23 protein-coding genes are annotated in these 22,381 nt (G+C 37.1%); 13 read left to right on the top strand and 10 right to left on the bottom strand.

Features of this window, described 5'->3' with window-relative positions:
* Window positions 1-390: 390 nt before the first annotated feature.
* The 3 genes from apcA (at window position 391) to H6G59_RS06000 (ending at window position 1,855) form a co-directional block, all read left to right on the top strand.
* The gene (apcA, locus tag H6G59_RS06010) at window positions 391-876 is read left to right on the top strand and encodes an allophycocyanin subunit alpha (RefSeq protein ID WP_071190491.1); all 486 of its coding nucleotides are present in this window, start codon (window positions 391-393) and stop codon (window positions 874-876) included.
* Window positions 877-943: 67 nt separating this feature from the next.
* Complete coding sequence (gene apcB, locus H6G59_RS06005) at window positions 944-1,429, top strand: allophycocyanin subunit beta (protein ID WP_071190492.1); 486 nt, start codon at window positions 944-946, stop codon at window positions 1,427-1,429.
* Between the two features lie 219 nt (window positions 1,430-1,648).
* The gene (locus H6G59_RS06000; RefSeq protein WP_071190493.1) at window positions 1,649-1,855 is read left to right on the top strand and encodes a phycobilisome linker polypeptide; all 207 of its coding nucleotides are present in this window, start codon (window positions 1,649-1,651) and stop codon (window positions 1,853-1,855) included.
* Between the two features lie 120 nt (window positions 1,856-1,975).
* Here H6G59_RS06000 and H6G59_RS05995 read toward each other — a convergent pair whose 3' ends face one another.
* A complete protein-coding gene (locus H6G59_RS05995) occupies window positions 1,976-2,800 on the bottom strand; it encodes an abortive infection family protein (protein WP_190712419.1) in 825 nt (274 codons plus the stop codon).
* A gap of 119 nt (window positions 2,801-2,919) precedes the next feature.
* Between H6G59_RS05995 and H6G59_RS05990 the strand changes: the two genes are divergently transcribed.
* Both H6G59_RS05990 and H6G59_RS05985 read left to right on the top strand, forming a co-directional pair.
* The gene (locus tag H6G59_RS05990; protein ID WP_339327927.1) at window positions 2,920-3,255 is read left to right on the top strand and encodes a DUF433 domain-containing protein; all 336 of its coding nucleotides are present in this window, start codon (window positions 2,920-2,922) and stop codon (window positions 3,253-3,255) included.
* Window positions 3,248-3,613: a DUF5615 family PIN-like protein gene (locus H6G59_RS05985; protein WP_190712417.1), complete on the top strand. Its 366-nt coding sequence runs from the start codon at window positions 3,248-3,250 to the stop codon at window positions 3,611-3,613. The genes H6G59_RS05990 and H6G59_RS05985 overlap by 8 nt, the downstream gene beginning before the upstream one ends.
* Window positions 3,614-3,711: 98 nt before the next feature.
* On the opposite strand, the gene H6G59_RS05980 is transcribed toward H6G59_RS05985, so the two are convergent.
* The 3 genes from H6G59_RS05980 to H6G59_RS05970 form a co-directional block, all read right to left on the bottom strand.
* Window positions 3,712-4,545 (bottom strand): FecR family protein, encoded by an 834-nt coding sequence (locus tag H6G59_RS05980; RefSeq protein ID WP_190712415.1) that lies wholly within the window; start codon window positions 4,543-4,545, stop codon window positions 3,712-3,714.
* 66 nt (window positions 4,546-4,611) lie between these two features.
* Window positions 4,612-5,001 (bottom strand): hypothetical protein, encoded by a 390-nt coding sequence (locus H6G59_RS05975; protein ID WP_190712412.1) that lies wholly within the window; start codon window positions 4,999-5,001, stop codon window positions 4,612-4,614.
* Between the two features lie 204 nt (window positions 5,002-5,205).
* Window positions 5,206-7,089 (bottom strand): CHASE2 domain-containing protein, encoded by a 1,884-nt coding sequence (locus H6G59_RS05970; protein ID WP_190712410.1) that lies wholly within the window; start codon window positions 7,087-7,089, stop codon window positions 5,206-5,208.
* 307 nt (window positions 7,090-7,396) lie between these two features.
* Here H6G59_RS05970 and H6G59_RS05965 point away from each other — a divergent pair, with 307 nt between their 5' ends.
* The 8 genes from H6G59_RS05965 (at window position 7,397) to H6G59_RS05930 (ending at window position 16,131) form a co-directional block, all read left to right on the top strand.
* The gene (locus H6G59_RS05965) at window positions 7,397-8,581 is read left to right on the top strand and encodes an FtsW/RodA/SpoVE family cell cycle protein (protein WP_190712409.1); all 1,185 of its coding nucleotides are present in this window, start codon (window positions 7,397-7,399) and stop codon (window positions 8,579-8,581) included.
* Between the two features lie 207 nt (window positions 8,582-8,788).
* Window positions 8,789-8,941 (top strand): hypothetical protein, encoded by a 153-nt coding sequence (locus H6G59_RS05960; protein ID WP_190712407.1) that lies wholly within the window; start codon window positions 8,789-8,791, stop codon window positions 8,939-8,941.
* Window positions 8,942-9,093: 152 nt separating this feature from the next.
* Window positions 9,094-10,452, top strand: a complete 1,359-nt coding sequence (gene ovoA, locus H6G59_RS05955) for a 5-histidylcysteine sulfoxide synthase (protein ID WP_190712405.1) — start codon at window positions 9,094-9,096, stop codon at window positions 10,450-10,452.
* 181 nt (window positions 10,453-10,633) lie between these two features.
* On the top strand, window positions 10,634-11,611 hold the full coding sequence (gene egtD / locus H6G59_RS05950) for an L-histidine N(alpha)-methyltransferase (RefSeq protein WP_190712402.1): 978 nt from the start codon (window positions 10,634-10,636) through the stop codon (window positions 11,609-11,611).
* Between the two features lie 42 nt (window positions 11,612-11,653).
* The gene (locus tag H6G59_RS05945) at window positions 11,654-12,769 is read left to right on the top strand and encodes a mechanosensitive ion channel family protein (RefSeq protein WP_190712400.1); all 1,116 of its coding nucleotides are present in this window, start codon (window positions 11,654-11,656) and stop codon (window positions 12,767-12,769) included.
* A gap of 71 nt (window positions 12,770-12,840) precedes the next feature.
* Complete coding sequence (locus tag H6G59_RS05940; protein WP_190712398.1) at window positions 12,841-14,427, top strand: mechanosensitive ion channel family protein; 1,587 nt, start codon at window positions 12,841-12,843, stop codon at window positions 14,425-14,427.
* Window positions 14,428-14,739: 312 nt separating this feature from the next.
* Window positions 14,740-15,600, top strand: coding sequence for a sterol desaturase family protein (locus tag H6G59_RS05935; RefSeq protein ID WP_190712397.1), 861 nt, complete (start codon window positions 14,740-14,742; stop codon window positions 15,598-15,600).
* A 36-nt stretch (window positions 15,601-15,636) separates the two neighbouring features.
* A complete protein-coding gene (locus H6G59_RS05930) occupies window positions 15,637-16,131 on the top strand; it encodes a DUF427 domain-containing protein (protein WP_190712395.1) in 495 nt (164 codons plus the stop codon).
* A 29-nt stretch (window positions 16,132-16,160) separates the two neighbouring features.
* Here H6G59_RS05930 and H6G59_RS05925 read toward each other — a convergent pair whose 3' ends face one another.
* From H6G59_RS05925 to H6G59_RS05900, 6 genes are all read right to left on the bottom strand, one after another.
* On the bottom strand, window positions 16,161-17,693 hold the full coding sequence (locus tag H6G59_RS05925; protein WP_190712393.1) for a glycine betaine ABC transporter substrate-binding protein: 1,533 nt from the start codon (window positions 17,691-17,693) through the stop codon (window positions 16,161-16,163).
* Window positions 17,694-17,708: 15 nt separating this feature from the next.
* Window positions 17,709-18,494: an ATP-binding cassette domain-containing protein gene (locus tag H6G59_RS05920; RefSeq protein ID WP_190712391.1), complete on the bottom strand. Its 786-nt coding sequence runs from the start codon at window positions 18,492-18,494 to the stop codon at window positions 17,709-17,711.
* Between the two features lie 322 nt (window positions 18,495-18,816).
* Complete coding sequence (locus H6G59_RS05915; protein WP_190712389.1) at window positions 18,817-19,197, bottom strand: DUF423 domain-containing protein; 381 nt, start codon at window positions 19,195-19,197, stop codon at window positions 18,817-18,819.
* 30 nt (window positions 19,198-19,227) lie between these two features.
* A complete protein-coding gene (locus H6G59_RS05910) occupies window positions 19,228-19,740 on the bottom strand; it encodes a hypothetical protein (RefSeq protein ID WP_190712386.1) in 513 nt (170 codons plus the stop codon).
* A 459-nt stretch (window positions 19,741-20,199) separates the two neighbouring features.
* Window positions 20,200-20,493 (bottom strand): endonuclease domain-containing protein, encoded by a 294-nt coding sequence (locus tag H6G59_RS05905; RefSeq protein WP_422601920.1) that lies wholly within the window; start codon window positions 20,491-20,493, stop codon window positions 20,200-20,202.
* Between the two features lie 235 nt (window positions 20,494-20,728).
* Window positions 20,729-22,291: a hypothetical protein gene (locus H6G59_RS05900; protein ID WP_190712382.1), complete on the bottom strand. Its 1,563-nt coding sequence runs from the start codon at window positions 22,289-22,291 to the stop codon at window positions 20,729-20,731.
* Between the last annotated feature and the right edge of the window lie 90 nt (window positions 22,292-22,381).

Raw genomic sequence — 22,381 nt, 5'->3', positions numbered from 1 at the left:
GTGACAGGTAACAGGTGATAGGTGACAGGTGACAGTAAAAGAAGAAATGGAGCAGGGAGCTTTCTAGCAAGGGGGAAAATTCGTCTCCTCTGCACCCTGCCCCCCGCCCCTCTGCCTCTTTTACCTGTTCCCTGTTCCCTGTTCCCTGTTCCCTGTTCCCTCAGAATTAGCAAATCTGAAAATTAATATTACAAAGTGTTAAGAGCAGTAATAAATGCTCAACATAATGCCGGACAATATTTTCCGGAAGGTAGTTGAATTTTCCATCTTATCTGGTTGTATCGAGTCCATCTGACTCGCAATGCATATAAGAAAGAAATTAACTATCAACCAACTTTAAAGTCTTACCAGTTTGAAAGCTGGTGTCATTAGTTTTGGAGGAATCCATTAATGAGTATCGTCACGAAAGCTATCGTGAATGCTGATGCAGAAGCTCGCTACCTCAGCCCCGGTGAATTAGATAGAATCAAAGGTTTTGTTGCTGGTGGCGCACAACGTCTCCGCATCGCTCAAGTATTAACCGAAAACCGCGAGCGCATTGTTAAGCAAGCTGGCGACCAACTATTCCAAAAGCGTCCTGATGTTGTTTCCCCCGGTGGTAACGCTTACGGACAAGAAATGACAGCTACTTGTCTGCGTGACCTCGACTACTACCTCCGTCTCGTTACCTACGGAATCGTTTCTGGTGATGTTACCCCCATCGAAGAAATCGGTATCGTTGGTGTACGTGAAATGTACAAGTCTTTGGGTACTCCCATTGATGCAGTTGCTGGTGGCGTTGCCGCTATGAAGAACGTTGCTGCTACCCTGTTGTCTTCTGAAGACGCTGGTGAAGCTGGTTCTTACTTCGACTACGTTGTTGGTGCAATGCAGTAAGTTGAAGCTGTTTCTCGGCTGAAACTAAAACTGTGGCAATAAGGTTGGAAATAAGGAAAAAACAACAATGCAAGACGCAATTACCTCCGTTATCAATTCTTCAGACGTTCAAGGTAAGTACCTTGACACCGCTGCTCTCGAAAAGCTAAAAGGCTACTTCGCTACTGGTGAACTGCGCGTTCGTGCAGCTACAACCATCAGCGCTAATGCTGCTGCGATCGTTAAAGAAGCTGTAGCTAAGTCCTTGTTGTACTCTGATATCACCCGTCCCGGTGGTAATATGTACACCACCCGTCGTTACGCAGCTTGTATCCGTGACTTGGATTACTACTTGCGTTATTCTACCTACGCTATGCTGGCTGGCGATCCTTCCATTTTGGATGAGCGCGTATTGAATGGTTTGAAAGAAACCTACAACTCCTTGGGAGTACCCGTAGGCGCTACCGTTCAAGCTATCCAAGCAATCAAGGAAGTAACCGCTAGTTTGGTTGGTCCTGACGCTGGTAAAGAAATGGGCGTTTACTTAGATTATGTCTCCTCTGGCTTGAGCTAGGAGTCAGGTTTGCACTTAATAATTTAGGTGCGGCTTTATTAAGGTCTGGAAATCAATCATGATTGCTAGAAGGTTCTCTTGCTGATTGATTGTAAGTGTTATCAGTCTAGTATTGATGGTTGATTCCCAGCCTTGGAAAGATTAATTAAAGATTTGCACTCAAAATTTTTTGAGATAAAAATAAAGTTTCACCAGACAATATCAGGAGATTTCAAGAATATGTCCCGATTGTTTAAAATCACTGCTTGTGTTCCAAGCCTAACTCGTACTCGCACTCAACGCGAATTACAAAATACTTACTTTACTAAGTTAGTTCCTTATGAAAACTGGTTCCGTGAACAACAACGGATTCAAAAAATGGGTGGCAAAATTGTTAAGGTAGAATTGGCAACTGGTAAGCAAGGTACAAATACTGGTTTGTCTTAATTGCTATAAACCAAAAATTATTTTATTTAATTTTGAAGAGGTCTTTGATGACCTCTTTTTTTTGATTACAATTAAGAGAATTTAGCTCACGCAGAGCGCAGAGTCACAGAGAGTAAGAGTTTAGTTTATTTTTTTCATTTGGTATTCTTTTGTGTCAAAGAGAAAGTTGCAAAATGTTTTGGCTGAATTAACTGCTAATCTTGCATGATGTTCTGACGGTTTATAGGAAATTACATGAGAATCACTCATTGTATTTCGTAATGTAGCCAAACCAGAAACTATACTTGTCAAACCTGAAAGTATTTGTCGTAAACACTCCACAATATTTTCCTGTCCTGGAGAAAGATTCAAATGACTTTGAACTCTCCGGTAAAGTTTAGGAAGATTACCATCGTATTCTGGTGGCTGAGGATCTAACTCTTTTTCAATTGCAGATAAAACTGCCTCAACAAGAGACCGCGCATTAGTTATAGCACCATCAAAATCACCTTCAGTCAGTTTTCTGTCACATTTTTTAATTTGCTCATCAATAAATATGTGTGTTATCTCTACTGAGTCTTCATAAGGATGTAATAGATCAATTTGAGTATCAACCAGATTGTGAACTTCCCAGTTTTTGCCAACAGCTATTAATTTATATCCATCAAATCCAAGAAATTCGTTAATATAATCAACTGCTATTTGAATATCCTTATCTCCATTACGAAAATATAGAGGATGAAAAGCAGCTTCTAAGATATTTTTCATTGTGGGTGTGTTATTGAAACTGTGCAATTTATCCTCTGTATAAAGCCAACGAGAAGGGAAACCAGCCCCATATATATCATCTGAACCAAAGGAACGGAAAAAATCAACCAGCTGTGATCCAGTTCGGTAGGGTGAAATTTGCTTATCACCTGTAATAATTTCTCTAATTGCTGTTATTGTTTGTCCTGATAAATTCACAATTTAACCAACCTTATATCTAAAAGAATATTTATTCTTAATAGTAGCAAATTTATCAAAGTGTCGGTATCACTTCAAGTATCCATTATGAGCTATGCCTGCGCTTATGATAGACTAAAGTGAAGCAAAATAAGCAAGTAATTCTCTCAAATATGTTAACTGCTACTAATATTGGTACACTAGTAACCTGTTCTCCAGATGTGAATAATGGTCTTCCCGTGATTACAGGGACTAAAACTTCTGTAAGTCGAGTGGTTGTTCTTTACAAACAAGGTGCAAATGCGGAAGAAATTGCCCGTCGGATAAGTCACCTCAACCTTGCCCAAGTGTATGCAGCTTTAGCTTACTACCACGCTAATCGTGATCAGATAGAAAATGAGTTAACACAAGCAGAGGCTGAATACTGGAGTTTGGCAACTTTACACAGCCAGAAAGATAAAACCAAAGATGAATAAGATCCGGCTTTATATTGATGAGGATTCTATGGATGAAGATTTTGTTCAAGCTTTGCGTTCCCGTAATGTAGATGTATTAACAGTTGCAGACGTGGGAATGTTGTACAAATCTGATCCAGAACAGCTAATTTGGGCTAAGGAAAACAACCGAGTTATATTTAGTTTTAATGCCAGAGACTTTTACCAGATTCATAGTAATTTGCTGGAACAAGGTTTGTCCCATGCAGGAATTATTTTAGCACCACAACAACGATATGGAATTGGTGAATTAATGCGCGGGGTTTTGCGATTGATTAATACCAAATCAGCAGAAGATATGCAGGGGCAAGTAGAATTTTTAAGCAACTGGGTTTATTAATTATGCCAGTTTTGATAGTAAGTTCAAATATCCATTATGAGCGTTAGCGTAGCTTACCGTAGGTATCGCTAGTAATAAAATCTCATAACTAAACCCAACTAAGGAACTGCCAGTTCATACAATTGCTTTTTGCCTAAAGGAGTCACCACAACAGCTTCTAATTTGCGATTAGCGGGTAAAGGCACAATAATATCAAATTGGCCAGTAGCACCTATACTCAGACGCTGTTTGGCAATCATCAGCAGGTTCACTGGATCAATAATACCGACAATTTTCACTTGGTTGTCATTGGCTATGAGTTGACGAATATCCAGAATAGGATCTTCCCGCAGAGGAACTGGTTCAGAAGGAGGCTCTCCGGGAATTGTTAGATTTTGAAACCCCTCATTTACCAACTTTGTTTGCCCTTGAGCAGTTATGGCTACACTTCCCTTCATAGTGCCAACCCCCATTTTGCCATTGTCCTGTACACTCACACCAAACTCAGTCCCTCGCACTCCAGCCACCCCAGCGGGAGTATGAATTTCCACACGAGAAGATGAATTAGTTAATGGACGATGTTGCAGACGAACTTGCCCAGTCTTTACCTGGAGTTCTGTTATCCGTTCACCTGCATTTCCCATCTCGAGTTTATTTACAGTTATAGTCGTATTTTCGGAAACATTTATAAAACCAGTACCTGTATCGATTGTCAAAACGGCACTAGAACCTTGCTTGGTGCTGATTGTATCTCCTACAGATTCTAGTCGCATTCCAGTACGAGCCGGTTGAGATGTTTGCCCACGAGAATACAGCACTTGCCCGTTGGTACGGCTCACTTCGATCCAGCGATTGATTTTAACCTGTAATTGATTATCTGCTGCGGAGGCATGAAGAGTACTAACTAGCCCAACCGTTACCAAAGTTAAGTTACAAGCCCACCAAGTTTTCATATGTATTTCCAGATGATTGTCTGTGCCGATTGAAACCAGTTCTTGAATAATCCACTCAACAGTTTTCTATTGAGTAGGTTTTTGGCGAAAATAGATCACTCGTGCATCTATGCCTTCGGATCTCAAAAAATGAGACAAGCATTCCGCTTCTTCCCTCCTTGGAGATCCACCTGCATATACATAAGTTCCAAACCTGTGCTGTGCCAGGAATGCGTCGGAAATATAATTTCTGACAAGGTTTAATAATTCATCTGACTTGCCAGGAACAACAACCACATAAGAACGGGCTGGAACTTTGCCGATCACAATCACATTGTTCTCTCGGAAACTATTGAGGGATTTGCTAATTTCAGGCAGGCTGTTGGGAATGCAAGGGGGTGGCTGAGTCCCAGCCTGACATGATAAAGTTTCCCATAAAATAGTTGTAACTATTGCTGTAATCAGATATCTATGCACCGATGCACCTACTCATCAGATTGTGAGAGCTTTTTCCATAACTAAAGAAATGTCAAATAATATCAAGTCCGGTTAATTGCTGATCAAAAAACTCCCCGCGTCCCCGCGCGGTTTTCTCATGATAAGGTAGTCAACTGGACACGATATAATTCTTCGGTTGGCTACAAATTACTCTATCAGTTCTTCTTGAAGAAGATCTTATTTTTACACCGATGGCTTGTCAAGTTCCCGTTTATTCCCAGTAATAGAATAAACCATTGTGATTTTTTTACGCCCACGCAGCTGTAATTGCTGTATTTGTTGAGTATGAAAGTGCTGCTTAATTAGCTCAAAGGTTGTTTCGCTGACTAAGATGCTGTAAGGATTTCCCTCTTTGGCATTTTTGTTGAGTTGTTCCAAACGAGCCGCAATATTCACAGCATCTCCCAAGACAGAATAATTCAATCGTTGAGATCCACCAATGCTGCCAGCAACCACTAAACCTGTATGAATGCCAATGCCGATGCTAATAGTAGGCTTGCCCAGCCGTTTTAATTCTTGATTTAGTACTACCAATCTTTCCTGCATAGAAATTGCCGCCAAGACAGCATCAATAGCATCTTGCTGAATTTCCTTGGAATGGGTGTGGGGGAAGGGAATACCAAAAACAGCCATAATAGCATCCCCAATGTATTTATCAACTACTCCGTGATGTTGTTGAATACACTCAGCCATAGCACCTAGGTAGGAGTTTAACCAGTGGAGCAAATCTCGTGGTTTCATGCCCTCAGAAATCGTGGTAAAGCTACGAATGTCGGTAAAAAGAACCGTTGCTACCATTTCTTTGGCATCTAATTGACCATTTTGAAAAATCTCATCCCGATGGTTCCAAATTAATTCTGCTGTTTCTTGAGAAACATGACGAGCAAATAAACTCATCAATTGTTGTTTTTCTTTTTGTTCTTGCCATTGAATACTTAGTCCCGCTAAGAGGATAGTGCCGATAGGTGCAGCTGTAGGCAACCAAAGATTAGAGATTGTTAGCCCTAAAACTGTTACACCAAACCACGTTATGGGCAAAAGCCCTAAAAAAAGAGTTCGTTCCTGAAATTTCAAAGGAATTAATATCAGACTAGAACCGATACCCACAGCAAATAATAGCAAGATTTCAAATTTACTAGGTAATCTTTGCAACAGTCTGTTGTTGAGTAGATTATCAATAACGGCAGCGTGTAGGTAGACACCAGACGCTGGGGGTATTTGATCAAAGGGAGTTTTCAAGGGATCGTTTGCTCCCGTTGCAGTCAGTCCCACCAGCACAATTTTGTTCTTTAATTTCGTTGTATCTACCCTTTTTTCAACAACATCGACAAAGGAGTAGGTGCGAATTCCTTGATTTCCTTGAGTAGGACCTAACCAGTTAATCAAAACTGGTTGTGCGTTTACTCCCGATTGCAGAGGTGGTAACTTAATAAATGATTTCTTAGGGTTAGTACTATTGGCGCTAAAGGTCTGCTGCAAACTATTGTTATATTGTTCCAGTAACGCCATGCTGAAGGCAGGAACACTCTTAATGTCACTCTTAATGTCATTTTTAATGTAAAGAGACAATTGACGTGTGACTCCATCCACGTCGGCATTTTTGGCAATGTGTCCTTTAGCAGTCACATCATCTAGAATTGGGACTAGACGCAGGGTTTGTTGTTGTAAACTGGGGGCAACTGGTAAAACAACTTGACCATTGATTGCCATTGCTTCGGCTAGTTTTTCGTCGTAGCGGGTAGGTTCAGTAAACAAAATATCAAAGCCGATAGTTGCTGGAGGAGAGGCTTCTAGTGTTTCTAATAATTGAGTATAGCGATCGCGTGACAAGGGAAACTGCCCATAGTGACGTAATGTAGCATCATCAATACTAATAACGACAATACGCGAATCCCAACTGGCATGAGGTAGATAGTTGCGTGTCGAGAACAATAAATTAAATCCTAGTAACTCCAAGGTAGCCCAAGCACCTACTTGCCATAATCCAATTGAGAACAGTGTAGTTAATACGTAAGATTTTCGTAAATAAGTATCTAAAATTATTCTTTGTCTTAAGTATTTAAGCATTTCTCGAAGAGATGTTCCGTAAATCACCAACTTATCTGTTCAGGCTGATTGTGGGGTGTGGGGTGTCGGGTGTCGGGTGTAGGGAAACAAAAGAATTGGTAAATGGATTTAAGAGTTAATTAAACGGAGACAAGTAAAACTCGAATGATAAAAAAGCTTTTTTTAGCCTAATTAACCTTTAATAATTCCCCAAAAACCCCTAAATATATTTTCTACTCCTCACTCTATACTTCACCGAAAAATTTTCGATTTTATTAGACCGAGTCGAACCTAAAATAGCTTATGTTCCTATCCATATTAATACCTCGTGAATCTACGCCAATTAATCCCAATTTTTGATAATTCTGTCTCCACCTGGGCTTTAGAAGCGCGATTGTTGCGCTGGTTAACTTTGATTTGGCTGTTTATCGGCTTAATCATGCTTTTTTCAGCCTCCTATCCTGTCGCTGATGAACGTCAGGGTGATGGATTGTACTATTTTAAGCGTCAAGTTCTTTGGGTCTTAGCTTCCTTAATCATCTTCAACATCATTGCCAATCTGCCATTACGGAAAATTTTGGGGCTATCTCATTGGTTCTTGTTGCTGTTTTTATTGTTAATTTTCGTCACCCTTATCCCCGGATTAGGAAAGAAAGCTTTTGATGCTGCCAGATGGATAGCCTTGGGGCCAATTCCCATTCAACCATCAGAATTGATTAAACCCTTTTTAGTATTACAAAGTGCGCGAATTTTTGGTCAATGGGAAAGATTAAGTTGGGGGGTTCGTCTGTCTTGGTTGGGTGTATTTTGTCTTGTATTATTGGGAATTCTGGCTCAACCTAATTTAAGTACAACAGCACTCTGCGGTATGACAATTTGGTTAATTGCCCTAGCAGCGGGAATACCATATAAATATTTAGGAGGAACAGCTATCGGTGGGGTGCTATTAGCAATACTCAGTATTAGCATCAAAGAATATCAACGCAAGCGGGTGATGTCTTTTCTTAACCCTTGGGCTGATGCTACAGGAGATGGATACCAATTAGTGCAAAGTTTACTAGCAGTAGGTTCAGGTAACACTTGGGGCGCAGGATTTGGGCTTTCTCAACAAAAGCTATTTTATTTACCAATTCAAGACACCGATTTTATTTTTGCCGTCTTTGCTGAAGAATTTGGCTTCGTTGGCAGTATCCTACTGTTGGCACTTTTGGCAGTATTCGCCACACTGGGATTAATCGTAGCCCTAAAAGCGAAAAATTCTGTACATCGATTGGTAGCAATGGGTGTAACGGTTGTGATGGTAGGACAATCATTACTGCATATTGGTGTGGCTACTGGTTCTCTACCAACGACAGGTTTACCCTTACCTATGTTTAGTTATGGTGGTAATTCCATGATTGCTAGTTTGGTATCTGCGGGATTATTGATTCGGGTAGCTAGGGAGAGTAGTGAAGCAGAAGTAGTCCCTTTACGACATGGCAAATTTGAAAATAGGCGTACAAGAAGGATGTGATCGAAAACCAAATCTGGTTCGTATGGGTAGTATGAGTTAAGAAAATTGGACTTTTGAGGGATTTATATCGTATCGGGTTAATTATTATTAAGGCAGTAAGAGTCGCGGTCTTGCTGTCTTGAAAGAGGGTTTATGGCTGATATCAAGTCCGGCTAGTTACTTATCAAAAAAACTCTCTGCGCCTCTGAATGACGTTAAATTCATACTTTGAATCAGCAACTTGGTTTATTAGATCAAATCTGGCTAATTGCTTATCAAAAAACTCTCAGCATCCCCGCACAGTTCCCTAATAATAAGTATTCTGGCAGACATGATACCAAGGGTAAATCTCCTGATTACCCTGTTTTTTTAGTAATTTAAATTACATAATTGGTTTTTAATTTTTTGTATTTAAAATCACACAATTATTAAATAATGATTAAAAATCACCAAATAAGACCAAAATGCGATAATTAAATGCATATAACCAAAAAAATCGCTGTCGCTGCGAATACAAAACTTAAATTAATATCATGCCCACAATTCCCACAATTAATAAACTGACATTAATTCAAGTTCCTAAACTTGATGATTGCAGTTCACAAACCCTACTCAATTACTTTGAGAGTTCATGGGAAATTGAAGAAACACTCATGAAAAGTTTAGTTGGGGAAGAAACCTTCTATATCAATCCTGATCCTTTAAGAAATCCTCTAATTTTTTATCTTGGTCACTCGGCTGTTTTTTATATCAATAAATTAATTCGTGTTGGTTTAATCAAAAATTCTATTAATCCAAAATTTGAAACTCTATTTGAACTAGGAGTTGATCCAGAAACACCAGCAGAACTAAATGCAGCCATGCAAAAAGTTATCTGGCCTGATGTAGAAAAAGTTTGGCAATATCGGGACAAAGTTAGGGAAGAAATTACAGCCATTATTAAAAAAACTCCTCTTCATCTCCCCATACATCAACAGCATCCTTTTTGGGCTTTGCTAATGGGAATAGAACACAGTCGCATTCATTTTGAAACCTCTTCTATGCTGCTGCGTCAATTACCAGTTGAGAAGCTAAAACGTCCCCAAGGATGGAATTATGCACCTAGTAGTAGGGAAATTCTTCATAATGAAATGCGAGAAATTCCTGGTGGTATGGTGAAATTGGGAAAACCTAAAGATGATTTAACCTACGGTTGGGATAGCGAATATGGTCATTTGCAAGTTGAAGTAAAACCATTTTTAGCTAGTCAATATCTAATCACAAATAAAGAATTTTTAGAGTTTGTGCAAGCAGGTGGCTACAATAATTCAAAATACTGGAATAGTGAATCTTGGACTTGGAAACAACTCTACAACGTACAACATCCCAAATTCTGGATATCATCTCAAAATGGCTATCGCTATCGAGCCACTTTTGATGAAATGGATTTACCCCTAAATTGGCCTGTAGAAGTTAACCACTACGAAGCGATCGCTTATTGTCGCTGGAAAGGCACAGAAACACGTCTAATGAGCGAAGCAGAATGGAACCAAGCTTTACTAATATCTGAAGATAGCCCCTTATCAAATAACTCTAATATCAACTTACAATTCATTTCTCCCAGTCCCGTGGGAATGTTCAAACCAGCTAATACTAAAAATGGTCTATATGACTTACGAGGAAATATTTGGGAATGGTTAGGAGAGACATTCAAAGCTTTACCAGGATTTCAAACCCATCAGCTTTATGAAGATCAATCCGCACCCTTTTTTGATGGGAAGCATTTGATGATGCTTGGTGGTTCTTGGGCAACGAATGGTTCAATGGCATTACCATCCTATCGTAACTGGTTTCGTCCCTACTTTTATCAGCACGTTGGGTTTAGAATTGTTCAGAATTTGAGTCTTATTTAATTATGACTTACGCAAAACAGAACCAACGTAGCGGTAATTCAGGAATTACCGCTACACAAGAATAAGGTTTTCAGTCACATCTTGCGTAAGTCCTATTAATTTACGGTTTTTTCACGCAGAGTCCCAGAGAGAATTTGAGAGTCACGATTTTCTAAGATCAAAAAATAGCAGGAATTAAAAAATGTTAACCGAAACCTTAACAGTTCTTGATGATCATTATCAAGATTTAAAGAATGATGGTGAAGATGTCATTCAAGGATTAACCCAAACTCCAAAAACTTTACCTCCCAAGTATTTTTATGATGATCATGGTTCTCAACTATTTGAAAAAATCTGTGAGTTACCTGAATATTACCCAACCCGCACCGAAGCATGGATTTTGAGTCAATATGCTGATGAAATTGCTCAAATCACAAGCTGTTGTGAATTAATAGAATTAGGTAGTGGTAGTTCTACTAAAACTCGTCTTTTATTAGATGCTTATCAAAAAATTGCCGATTCTTGTAGATATCTACCAATCGATGTGAGTGGGGGAATCCTTAAAACCAGCGTCATAGAACTACAAAAAAAATATCCTGATTTTTCTATTCATGGATTATTAGGAACTTATGAACAAGCTTTATCTCATCTAGAATCAAATTCTTTACAATCACGGTTGCTGTTTTTCTTAGGAAGTTCTCTAGGGAATTTTACCCCACAGGAATGTGATAGTTTTTTGAGCAAAATAGCTCGAACTTTAAAACCAAGAGATTACTTTTTACTGGGTATTGATTTACAAAAACCACCAAACATTTTAGAAGCAGCTTATAACGATAGCCAAGACGTAACGGCTGCTTTTAATTTGAATATGCTCTCCCATTTAAATTGGCGTTTCCAAGGAAATTTTGACCTAAATTTATTCACTCATCAAGCAATTTATAATCAAACATCCTCTCAAATAGAAATGTATCTCCATTGCCAAAAAGATCATTGGGTGTCCTTAGATATCCTCAATTTAAAGATTTCGTTTCAAGCTGGGGAAAGCATTCTTACTGAAATTTCTCGCAAGTTTGATTTAGCAACTATGCAAAAACAACTTGCAACCAAAGGACTTAAAACTGTGAAAACTTGGACTGATTCCCAAAAGTGGTTTGGGTTAATTCTTTACCAAGCTCAATAACTTTTCCAATTAACTCAAAAACTCAAATACAGCTTAACAATTATGGAAGCAGTTTGGAACGCACTGAAAAATATCAATTACTCCGGTATCCCCATCGCCAAAATCCTTGTTGTCATCCTCATCCTGACACTAACACAGGCTTTAAGACGGTTTTTTGTTGCCGGAATCATCAAAAGCATCGAGGGCTTCACTAGCAAAACTGAAACTAAACTCGACGATGAGTTGATCACAATTATCAAACCATCCTTAAGCTGGATGATACTCATTGGTGGACTGTGGTTAGTCAAAGAGATTATCGCAGAAAATATTGGACTGCAATTAAGCGAAACAATTACTAGAATTCTCAACTTAATAGTTGTTTTCATAGTAGCTTATGTTGTTTATCGAGCCTCTTCAATCTTGGGACAGATAATTGCTAACATGGTGCTGCACACTGACACTGAGCTTGATGAATTGTTGAGGCCATTGATGCCAAAAATATTTCAATCGGCAGCAATTATAGTCATCACAATTAAGGTGAGTGAGATATTTTTAGGACAATCAGCCGCTGCGCTTGTTGGTTTATTAGGTGGTGCTGGAATAACTTTAGGTTTACTGTTTAAGGATATTGTTTATGACTGGTTTTGTACAATAATTATTTACTCTGATAATCTCTATAAAGAAGGTGACTGGGTAGGAATATCAGGAGTAGATGGTTTTGTGCAAATCCAAAATATTGGCTTTAGAACTACAACCCTGCATTTAGCTAAATGGGGTTCTATTCTGAAAATGCCCAACTCTCGCATGATTTCTGGAATTGTAGAAAATTGGTCACAAAATCCTGGTAAAGATTTAAAATGGGGACTGAATTTAATTCTCAGCATTGATGGAATTTCCGCACAACAAACTGCCAGAATTTGCGATAACATTCAAGAATTACCAAAACACATTCCTGGCTTTTCTCCAGCTTGTACAGTGCGCTTCAAAAAAATCGAACAGAATGCCCGCGTCATTGAAATTATGGCTTTTGTCAATGATGACAATCTTTATTTTGATGCAGAAAAGAATTTAAATCTAGCAATACTAGAACTCTTGGAAAAAGAGGGCATTGATTTCTTGTATGTAGATCTGAGAACAGAACCAGAAAAATATAAACAGATGACAAACAGCAACAATTAAGAAAGTTTAGAATAGATATACCCGAATTCTTTGAGGATTTGGGTATCATGAAAATGCGAAATTACCGAATTATGAACCTATTAATTATTTTAGCTGAAGTCGGCATTTTAATAATTGTTTTTCTAAAATTAAGATGGCTTTTAGGTAAGTTATTCAAGTTGTTAATTAGATTATCAATATTGAAGTGTGACGATATAAAAATTAAAATCCTGCGCCGCAATATTACTGGTTTGTTATTACTTGGTTGCATAGTATCGTGCCTTTTGATTGTCGGTGCTAATGGTTATCTAATCTATCGGGGTGAAGACCTGCAACAATATACAATAGACTTAATTCGCCGGATTCCATCAGGATTTTGGATGGCATTAGGAATTGGTATTTCTAAAAGTTGTGGTGTTGTAATTGCAGCAATATTCGCTCTAAAAGTTATAAAATCTTGGTTGAAGATAGCTAGTAATCGTACTAAGAACTTAGACAAAAATACCACTGATGATGAAAGTATTGACGCTTTTTTTACCGCACTCAATCAAAGAATTAGAGGTGGAATCTGGTTATGGGTGCTGATTACTTGTACCCAATTTCTCAAATTACCCATAGTAGTTTCCGAATATCTATATATCGCACTACGAATCTATCTGATCATTGGTGTGGGATTACTAATTCTCAAAGCAGTTGCAGCAATTGTTGATATTCTAGATGTTCTGAGCGTCAGATACTCCAGTCCTGAAAATCTATTAAGATTTTATGATCGTCTCCAACACCTGATTCCCTTTTTAAAACGGTGTTTAGAATTTGTGATTTACGTCTGCACTGTCACATTGGTAATTCAGCAGGTGCAGTTAATAGCTAAACTGGCCACTTTTGGTTTAAAAATCATCAAAATTATTGCTATCATTTTCATAAGTCGTGTGATGTTTGAGGTGATTTACTTATTACTAGAAGAGGTGTTGTTAAAAGACCATAATTTAACTGATATTCAAAAAAGCAGACGCTTAACTCTGATTCCTTTGTTTCGTAGTTTGTTGCAATATTTAATCTATTTCAGCGTTGCGATTTCCATTCTCTACATCCTTGATATTAATCCTACTCCTATTCTGGCTGGTGCTGGAATTGTTGGTATCGCTGTGGGGTTAGGCGCACAAACACTAATTAACGATATAGTTTGTGGCTTCTTTATTCTCTTTGAAAATTACTATTTGGTAGGTGACTATATTGAGGCGGGGAAAGCCGAAGAGAAAACAGTAGAAGGTACTGTTGAGGCGATAGAACTGAGAACCACTCGCATCAGACATCCCAATGGTCAATTACATATTATTCGTAATGGGGATATTGGCTCAATTACCAATTACTCCAAACAGTATATATTTGCAGTAGTGGAAGTTAATGTACCTTATAATTCTAATTTATCACATATATATGAAGTAATTCAGGAAATAGGAATTCAGTTAAAAGAAAATGAGTTAGATGTCCTTGAACCAACTTTTGTAGAAGGTGTAGAAAGTGTAAGTGAATCTCACTTTGTGTTGCGAACCTTAACCAAGGTAAAACCGGGAAAACATCTTCATATTCAGCGTTTTTTGCGGAAGATGTTTATGGATAATTTGTTGCTGAAAGGTATTCTACTTCCTGCTGGTAATAATGAAAATAAGGAAAATTAATTTTGCAAACTCTTTTTCTGTCAAATTCTCATCTCTAAAAAATTTGAGTAAATTAGTTAGTATAAGTTTTGTTTTTGGGATATCTATCAAGGTGACAAACAATGATATTATTTAAGTACCCAATTAAGATAACTCCTTACATTTTAACTGGAAGAAATTCTCTTAATCTGGGATTTTTGATGATTACAAATTCAGAAGATAATAATATAATTGAGATGAGATTGATCATCAGCTACTTGAATTTTTAATTACGTACATTTTAAGAAAACTAATCAAATATTAATTAACCTAAATAAATTAGGGTTTAAAAAGATGCAAAGGTTATTTAATTGCTGTTTTGAGTTAGAATTTTATCTCAAGATTGCTATTAGTTGTACAATTGTTCAGCAAGTATTTTATTTTCTGTTCAATAATATAAAACTTAATTTTATCACCCAGGTAGTATTATACTGGCTAATTGGTTCTATATCATTTTATGTTATTGGTATTTTCATTGAAAAATTTATCAAAAGCAACGATGTTTTAAGAGATAAACTAACAATAAGAGTTAAGAAAGTAAAAAAGCAAGAGTTTCCTACTTTCACTATAAAAGGTATTATTACAGGAGAAATAAAAGCTTTTATATCAACATTAATCATACTATATTTAGCTCCAGAAGTTCATAGAGGTAATAGTTTACTTCTAAATTTAGGATGGTTTTTGATGAGAATAGTTGCTGCTGATTTCTGCTTTTATGTAGTCCATAGATTATTTCATACAAAATCATTGCTCAAAATTCATCTTAAACATCATGAATTTCAAGATACATCAAGTTTTGTAGCTGGACATAAAAGCCTTTTGGAATATATTGTTGTTACCATCACAGATGTTTTACCTATCTTTATCTTTGGATATGATATAACTCAACTTTGTGCATGGACTTTGATAGGTAATATTTATAATTTAGAAGGCCATAGTTCCTTATCAATATTTTTTATTCCCTCAGATTTCCATGATCTTCATCACACTGGTTTTAACCGAAATTATGGTATTCAAGGTTTTTGGGATAGAGTATTTAAAACCATCAATCCTATTACTAAAAAACCAGGAATTATGTTTCCTATGAGTTTGATTGAATCTAAGATAAATAGTCATTTTGATGATTCTCAGTCTACAGCGTCAGTTAATAAATGATATAATTTAATGGTCATAATAATTAATTAAATAACCATGAAACCACAACCCTTCCCCCCACAACCAGGACAAGAATCTGTTTGGGACTACCCCCGTCCAGCAATTTTACAAGATACAGACAAACATCTAAAAATCATTTTTAATGGTATTGTTTTAGCAGAAACAAATCGCGGAAAAAGAGTTTTAGAAACTAGTCATCCTCCTGGTTATTATATTCCCGCTGAAGATATTAAAATTGAACATTTGATAGCAACACCTAGAAAAACTTGGTGTGAATGGAAAGGTTGGTGTCAATATTATGATATTTCTGTGGGTGATAAATATGTAAATAATGCTGCTTGGCGATATATTCAGCCTAGTCCTAATTTTGAATCTATTCAAGAATACTATAGTTTCTATGCCAGTTTAATGGATGCTTGCTATGTCAATGATGAGTTAGTTAAAGCTCAAGCAGGTGATTTTTATGGGGGATGGATTACTTCTGATATTGTTGGGCCATTTAAAGGTGAACCAGGGACAAAATGGTGGTAAATAGAACTTGCGAAATTTGATATCTAAATTTAGAGTTTAGATTTAGTTTGAAGAAACCCACGAACGACCACTTCAACTGGTTGAGATTGATTATCCACTTGATAATTCATTTTTTGCATTTCTTCATCGGAAATTAGTCCAGCCAATTGATTGATAGCTTCCCGTAACTCTGGATATTTTGTCAATGTCGCTTGATTAAAAATAGGAACAGCTTCATAAGGAGGGAAATATTTTTTATCATCTTCCAAAACAACTAAATTTAAAACAGGAATTAAGCCATCTGTAGAATTCGCTGCTATTAAATCTACTTTCTTTTCTGCTAAAGCTTGATACATCAATCCTAAATCCATTTCTTGAGGAGGTTGGGCAAACTTCAGTCCGTAAGTCTTGGCTAAACCTGGATAGCCATCTTCTCGTGCGAGAAATTCATATCCAAATCCTGCTTTTAATTGGGGAGTATATTTAGCTGCTTCAGAAAGAGTTTTAATCTGCAAACGTTTTGCATCTTCACCTCGGATAATCATCGCAAATGTATTGTTAAATCCCAAAGGTGACATAACTTCTAACTGAAATTTATCCTTGTAATCTTGCTTGACTTTCTGATAAACAACTTGAGGATTAGTGATAGGTTTTTGTTTCAAAACAGCAGTAAATGAAGTTCCAGTATATTCAACATAGCCAGCAATTTTACCAGCTTTCACAGCTTCATGACAGATAAAAGTTCCACCCAAATTGAAGCTTCTATCAACTTTTAATTTACTATGGGATTCTATTTGTTGAGCTAGTAATTCTCCTAAAATAACTTGTTCAGTAAAATTCTTTGAGCCAATCACAATTGTTGGTGGTATCTGTTGATGTGCAAAGGCAATTAATCCCATAATTAGTAATGTTAATATGCCCAACAAAACAGCAAAATTACGATTAAATTTCCATTTTTTCTTCTGTTGCTGTGTCAGTTCTTTTTCTAACCATCCCAAGGCTAAATCTGCGCCTAATGCAATGACAGCAGCGGGTATTGCACCTGCAAGAATTAATTGATTGTTAACTGTAGAAATCCCGCGAAAAATAAATACTCCTAACCCACCACCACCAATAGCCGCTGCAATGGTAGCAATACCTACAGAAATAACAGTTGCTACTCTAACTCCAGCTAAAATTACACCTAAAGCCAGAGGAATTTCTACCTGAAATAGGAGTTGCAAATCTGTCATCCCCATCCCTTTTCCTGATTCTCGAATAGCTGAATCAACGCTATTAATGCCAATATAAGTATTGCGAATAATAGGAAGCAAAGCGTAGAGAGTCAAGGCAACAATGGCAGGTATTTTGCCAATTCCTCCTAAAAACGGTACAGAAATCAGGAAGCCAAAAATAGCTAAACTAGGAATGGTTTGAATAGCGTTAGCTAAACCGAGAATAGATGGAGCTAGTTTTGGTTGACGAGTGATGAAAATGCCGATAGGAATGCCAATAGAGATAGCCACTGACATCGCAACAACCACTAATATTAAATGTTCTCCAGTGCGGAGGATAATTTCTGGAGCATATTGAATTAAAAACAAAGGTAGCTCCTTTTATTAATTTATTTCCCAATTATTCCCAGCATTTAAACAAGCAATAAAAGCTTGTGCCTCTGGATGTTGAGATTGGAGAAATTCTGTTCTATTTCCTAGGAAAACTAAATTTCCTTCACACATTAATCCAATTCGATCTGCTAGAAAAAAAGCTTCTTGAATGTCGTGGGTGACAAAAATAACGGTTTTTCCTAGCTGCTTTTGCAAGTGGTGAAATTGTTGTTGTAATTCTAGACGAGTTATCGGGTCGAGTGCGCCAAAAGGCTCATCCATTAATAATATCGGTGGGTCGGCTGCTAAAGCCCTCGCCACCCCGACTCGCTGACGTTGACCACCAGATAGCTGATAGGGATAGCGTTGAGCGAATTTTTCCGGATCTAGACCAACTAAGTTTAACATTTCATAGACTCGTGCATAAATTCGTTGTTGTGTCCATTTTTCTAAAGAGGGTACAAGCCCGACATTTTCTCCAATGGTAAAATGGGGAAACAAGCCAGTTTCTTGGATGACGTAACCAATACGCCGCCGCAGTTTAATGGCATCCCATTTAATTGTAGAACGATAACTTTGCTCGCCGTAGCTATCACTAACAAAAACTTTTCCTTGGGTGGGAATCAGTAGGCGATTAATTAATTTTAAAGTTGTGGTTTTACCGCTACCACTGCGTCCTAGTAAAGCAATGGCTTCCCCTTGATAAATAGTAAGATTTAAGTGAGATAATAGGGAACGGCGATTAATATGGAAGCTGACATCCTGAAACTCAACGGCGATTTCTGGTGCTGGTGACATGGAGGTTTATTGAAATAAATTCAAGGGTGAATATGAATATGTTTATATTCTATTTTGTTTAAATATTTTGATTAACCGCCACAAAAAATATATTGTCAGGCTCAAAGTTAGTATTATTAATAAATGTGAATATCCCCCATTTGTTAGAGGATGTTTGTAAAGTCTAGAGTTGTATTGCGATTCACTCTAACCCTTTACAAAGGAGGATATAAAGTCTTGAATACCTCAGCCACAACTTTTAAAACATCCTCTAAGGATTCGGGAATTTAATTTGACAAGAAACTTTTCCTGCTAACTGCTGATAGCTGAAAGTTTCTAGATATCAAAACTTAATATTTGCAGCAGTAAGAGCTAAAGCACCCCAACCAGTCATCAATGCTATTCCTCCTAATGGGGCTATAGCTCCCAAGGACTTTATACCAGTTAAGCTGATAGCATACAAGCTACCAGAAAATATGACCACACCAACAATAAATAACCAACCACTGACTACAAGGGTAGCTGGGGGTGATTCGAGACGACTCATGAGGATAGCGACTAATAAAAGTGCTAGAGCGTGGTACATTTGGTAGCGAGCGCCAGTGTCGAAAATTTCCAAAGATCGCTCACTTATTTTTTCCCGCAAAGCATGAGCGCCAAAAGCACCACCTGCAACAGACAAACCGCCGAAAATGGCAGCTACAGTCAAAAAAATCTGCGTCATCAGACTTAGTCGTAAATTAGTGGAGTGAGACTAAACATCAAAATGATATGATACGGCTCCTTCTTCGGTTACTTGAAAATTCGCATTGAACTCTTTAGCTTTTTCATCTAAATATTTTCTGGCTTCAGTTGCTGGTAATTGCGACTGCATTGCAAAGCTTAACAGAGTAATCTTTCCCTGATTTTCTTGTAACATTTGATAAAATTGCGATAGCTGCGCTTGCTCTTGGCATCGCAAATGTTCATTAGTCTGTTGATTAATCGCTTTTTTCTCTTGTCGGTTTTGCTTGTATAATCCCAAGGCTAACCATACCCCCAATATGGCGGTAGGAACACCAAAGATGATACCTTGCATAGCCGTATTATCAAGTTGATAGATAGCATCTTTATTGATAACATCTTTTGCCAATGCTTCATTCTCTATCCCTGCTAAGATAGGCTTGAGTGTGGTATTTTTTGTACTTACTGCTGAGACTGATATCGTTAGAAACATGAATCCGAGTGTAAGCAACCAACCAGCAGCCAATTTTTCAGCCGTTTTCATAGTTTTGCTTCAGAGTTAGACTTTGCTTGCGATTTTAACTCCACTTGTGTCCTGCTTCCAGTCATATTTCCACAAATCCGTCATGAGTCTCTCATATTGTATCCTGTGAAACATTTATGACTATGGGAGCAGTTATTAAGCACTAAAAAAAATGTGTGTAATTACAGCGGTTTCCGAAGTTATGAGGTGCAGTCTAATATCCTGGTTGTTTACCTATACTTTCAATCTTAAAATCAAATGTACCTCACTACACCGGGAAGTGCTGTAATTGGCAATTAAATCAAAGACGTTTAGAGGATGTCTGATAGCTTGTGTGGCGTAGCCATAAAGTTTTTCGTGTGGTGTACAACAGTTGTAGATCCCCCTAAATCCCCCTTAAAAAGAGGGACTTTGATGGATTTATTTTCCACTTAAAAGGGGTGACTTTCTTATTTCTTTTTCCCCCCTTATTAAGGGGGGCTAGGGGGGATCATATCCTTCAATAATAGTCACAATACCAGCTAAATTATCCAAAACATCATGATTATGAAACCTAATTACTTTTAAACCGTAACCTTGTAATATTTCGGTTCTTTGGCGATCATATTCTTGAGCATTCTCTGTGTAGTGACTATCACCATCTATCTCAATGACTAACTTTAATTGAGGACAGTAAAAATCAACAATAAAGTTATCAATAGGGCGTTGACGATGAACTCTATATTTGAAATTACGTAAGTATTCATACCAAAGTTTTTTCTCGGCTAAAGTCATATTCTTCCTTAATTCTTTGGCTCTTGTTACAAGGTTTTTGTTGTATGGTAAATACATTTTGATCCCCCCAACCCCCCTTAACAAGGGGGGCTTTTTAATTTTTATTTTATACCTATAGTGCGATAGCTACGCTCGCCGCAGGCATCGCTTTTGCATATGCATAAAGATGAGATGTGATATTCAAGAATTTGCTAAAATCGAAAAAATAAATACATTAAGTAAAAGAATTTATCCATTATTCTAAATTCTTATTTTTTTGACTCACCCAATAGAGATAATATCGTTCAGTATCTATCCATGATTTCTCAAAACTCTTGATAGGATCAATCTTCAAATCAGTTTGATTGAATTGCAGTTTTTTATGTAAAATAAGCAGAATTTTATTTTTGTATTTTGGCAAATTTAAAAGAGAACTCATTTGTTCTAGTATTTCTGATTGTTCAACCTCTTTACGTCCTGTTTTAAACAGGGTAAAACTTCCCATATCTTGCCGTTCAGGATAATAGAATTTACGGTTAAGATAACCTGAGAGTGCAGCCATATTTGCATCTCGACTAGCAACAATAAATTCATTATCTAGCTGAGAATTCTGGATATACTGTGTTGTTGCCCGACTCGCAGAAAAAGGTATAATCATATCTCTAGAAAATCCGTAAATACCTCCAAAAAGTTGCATATATAAAGTCGCCATAAACATTATATAGTGCCATTTATGAACGAATTTAAGTGATTTTGGTGGGATAATAAATTTGGTGGTAAAAAGATTAGATTCTTGATAATAACTTCCCAGCCATAACGCAGCCAAAAGAATTAAATAAAAATGCCCAAAATGTCTAGGGCCTGAACCTGAAAATCTCAAGTAGGCAAATGTAAATATTTCTAAAGTTCCAATGATGTAAAAAAAGAGAGCAAAGGGTTTTTTAGATAATTTAATTAAAGTTAACATCACCATGAATAGGGCGATTACTGCACAGACGATTAAATCTAGCCAGCGTTTAGATGCTGGTATTATTAAAAAATAACCGCCAAATAATCTACCTATACTTTTCAATAAATGGCGCAAATCTAGTGTCATAGACCAGCCAGTATTTAATCCTCCATGAAGATAACTATCCGCAGGAGGAGTAATAATATTTATTGCCAAGAGATAACAAGCGATAATGATCGCAATACTTATAAATAAGTCAGCTTTTTTATTTTGTTGAAGATACTGTTGACGATGTTCAATATCAAAACAAAATTCAAATATTAAAGTTAATAAGAAAGCAAATGATATCAAGAGGGCATAGGCATTAGTATTTGCCATTAATCCTAATAAAATTGCTAAAGTAATATAAGTTTTTTTCCTAGATGGAAAAGCAGCGCAAAAAGCAAAAATAAACAACATTCCAAAAGCATAATTTCGAGAAATCAAGAGAAATTCATAAAAAGGGAGATAGGTAAATGTAAAAAGGAACTTTTGTCTATAATTAAAAGGACTATATAACCAAAAAATAGTCACAGAAGAAATTGCCAGAGATAAATGAAATAGTTGCATGATTATAGGTGTATCAGCAATATTCCTCAGCAATGCCAAAGAGAAATACCACAGCACAGGATGAGCTTCATAACGAATATTCTCAATTAAATCTTGCCAAGATTTACTATCTCTGACAATCAACCAAGGATTGAGTTCATCTCTCCACATTGAATGGTTGAGGATGCCTATAAGACCGATAACCGAAAAGATAAATATAATGAACCAAGGAGAAGCAAATATTAATTTTGCCGGAAAGTTAATTACTTTTTTGACTGCCATTTAAGAAAGATGTTAAACAAAATACTTCTCAGAATCAAAGCTGAAAAAAAATATTTCAGATGTAAACCGCAGCAAAATCAATACTGTGTT

The sequence above is a fragment of the Anabaena lutea FACHB-196 genome, from assembly GCF_014698305.1.
GTDB classification, from domain to species: domain Bacteria; phylum Cyanobacteriota; class Cyanobacteriia; order Cyanobacteriales; family Nostocaceae; genus Anabaena; species Anabaena lutea.
The sequence above is the reverse complement of the archived record's forward strand: the minus strand, read 5'-3'. Positions and strand labels throughout refer to the sequence as shown.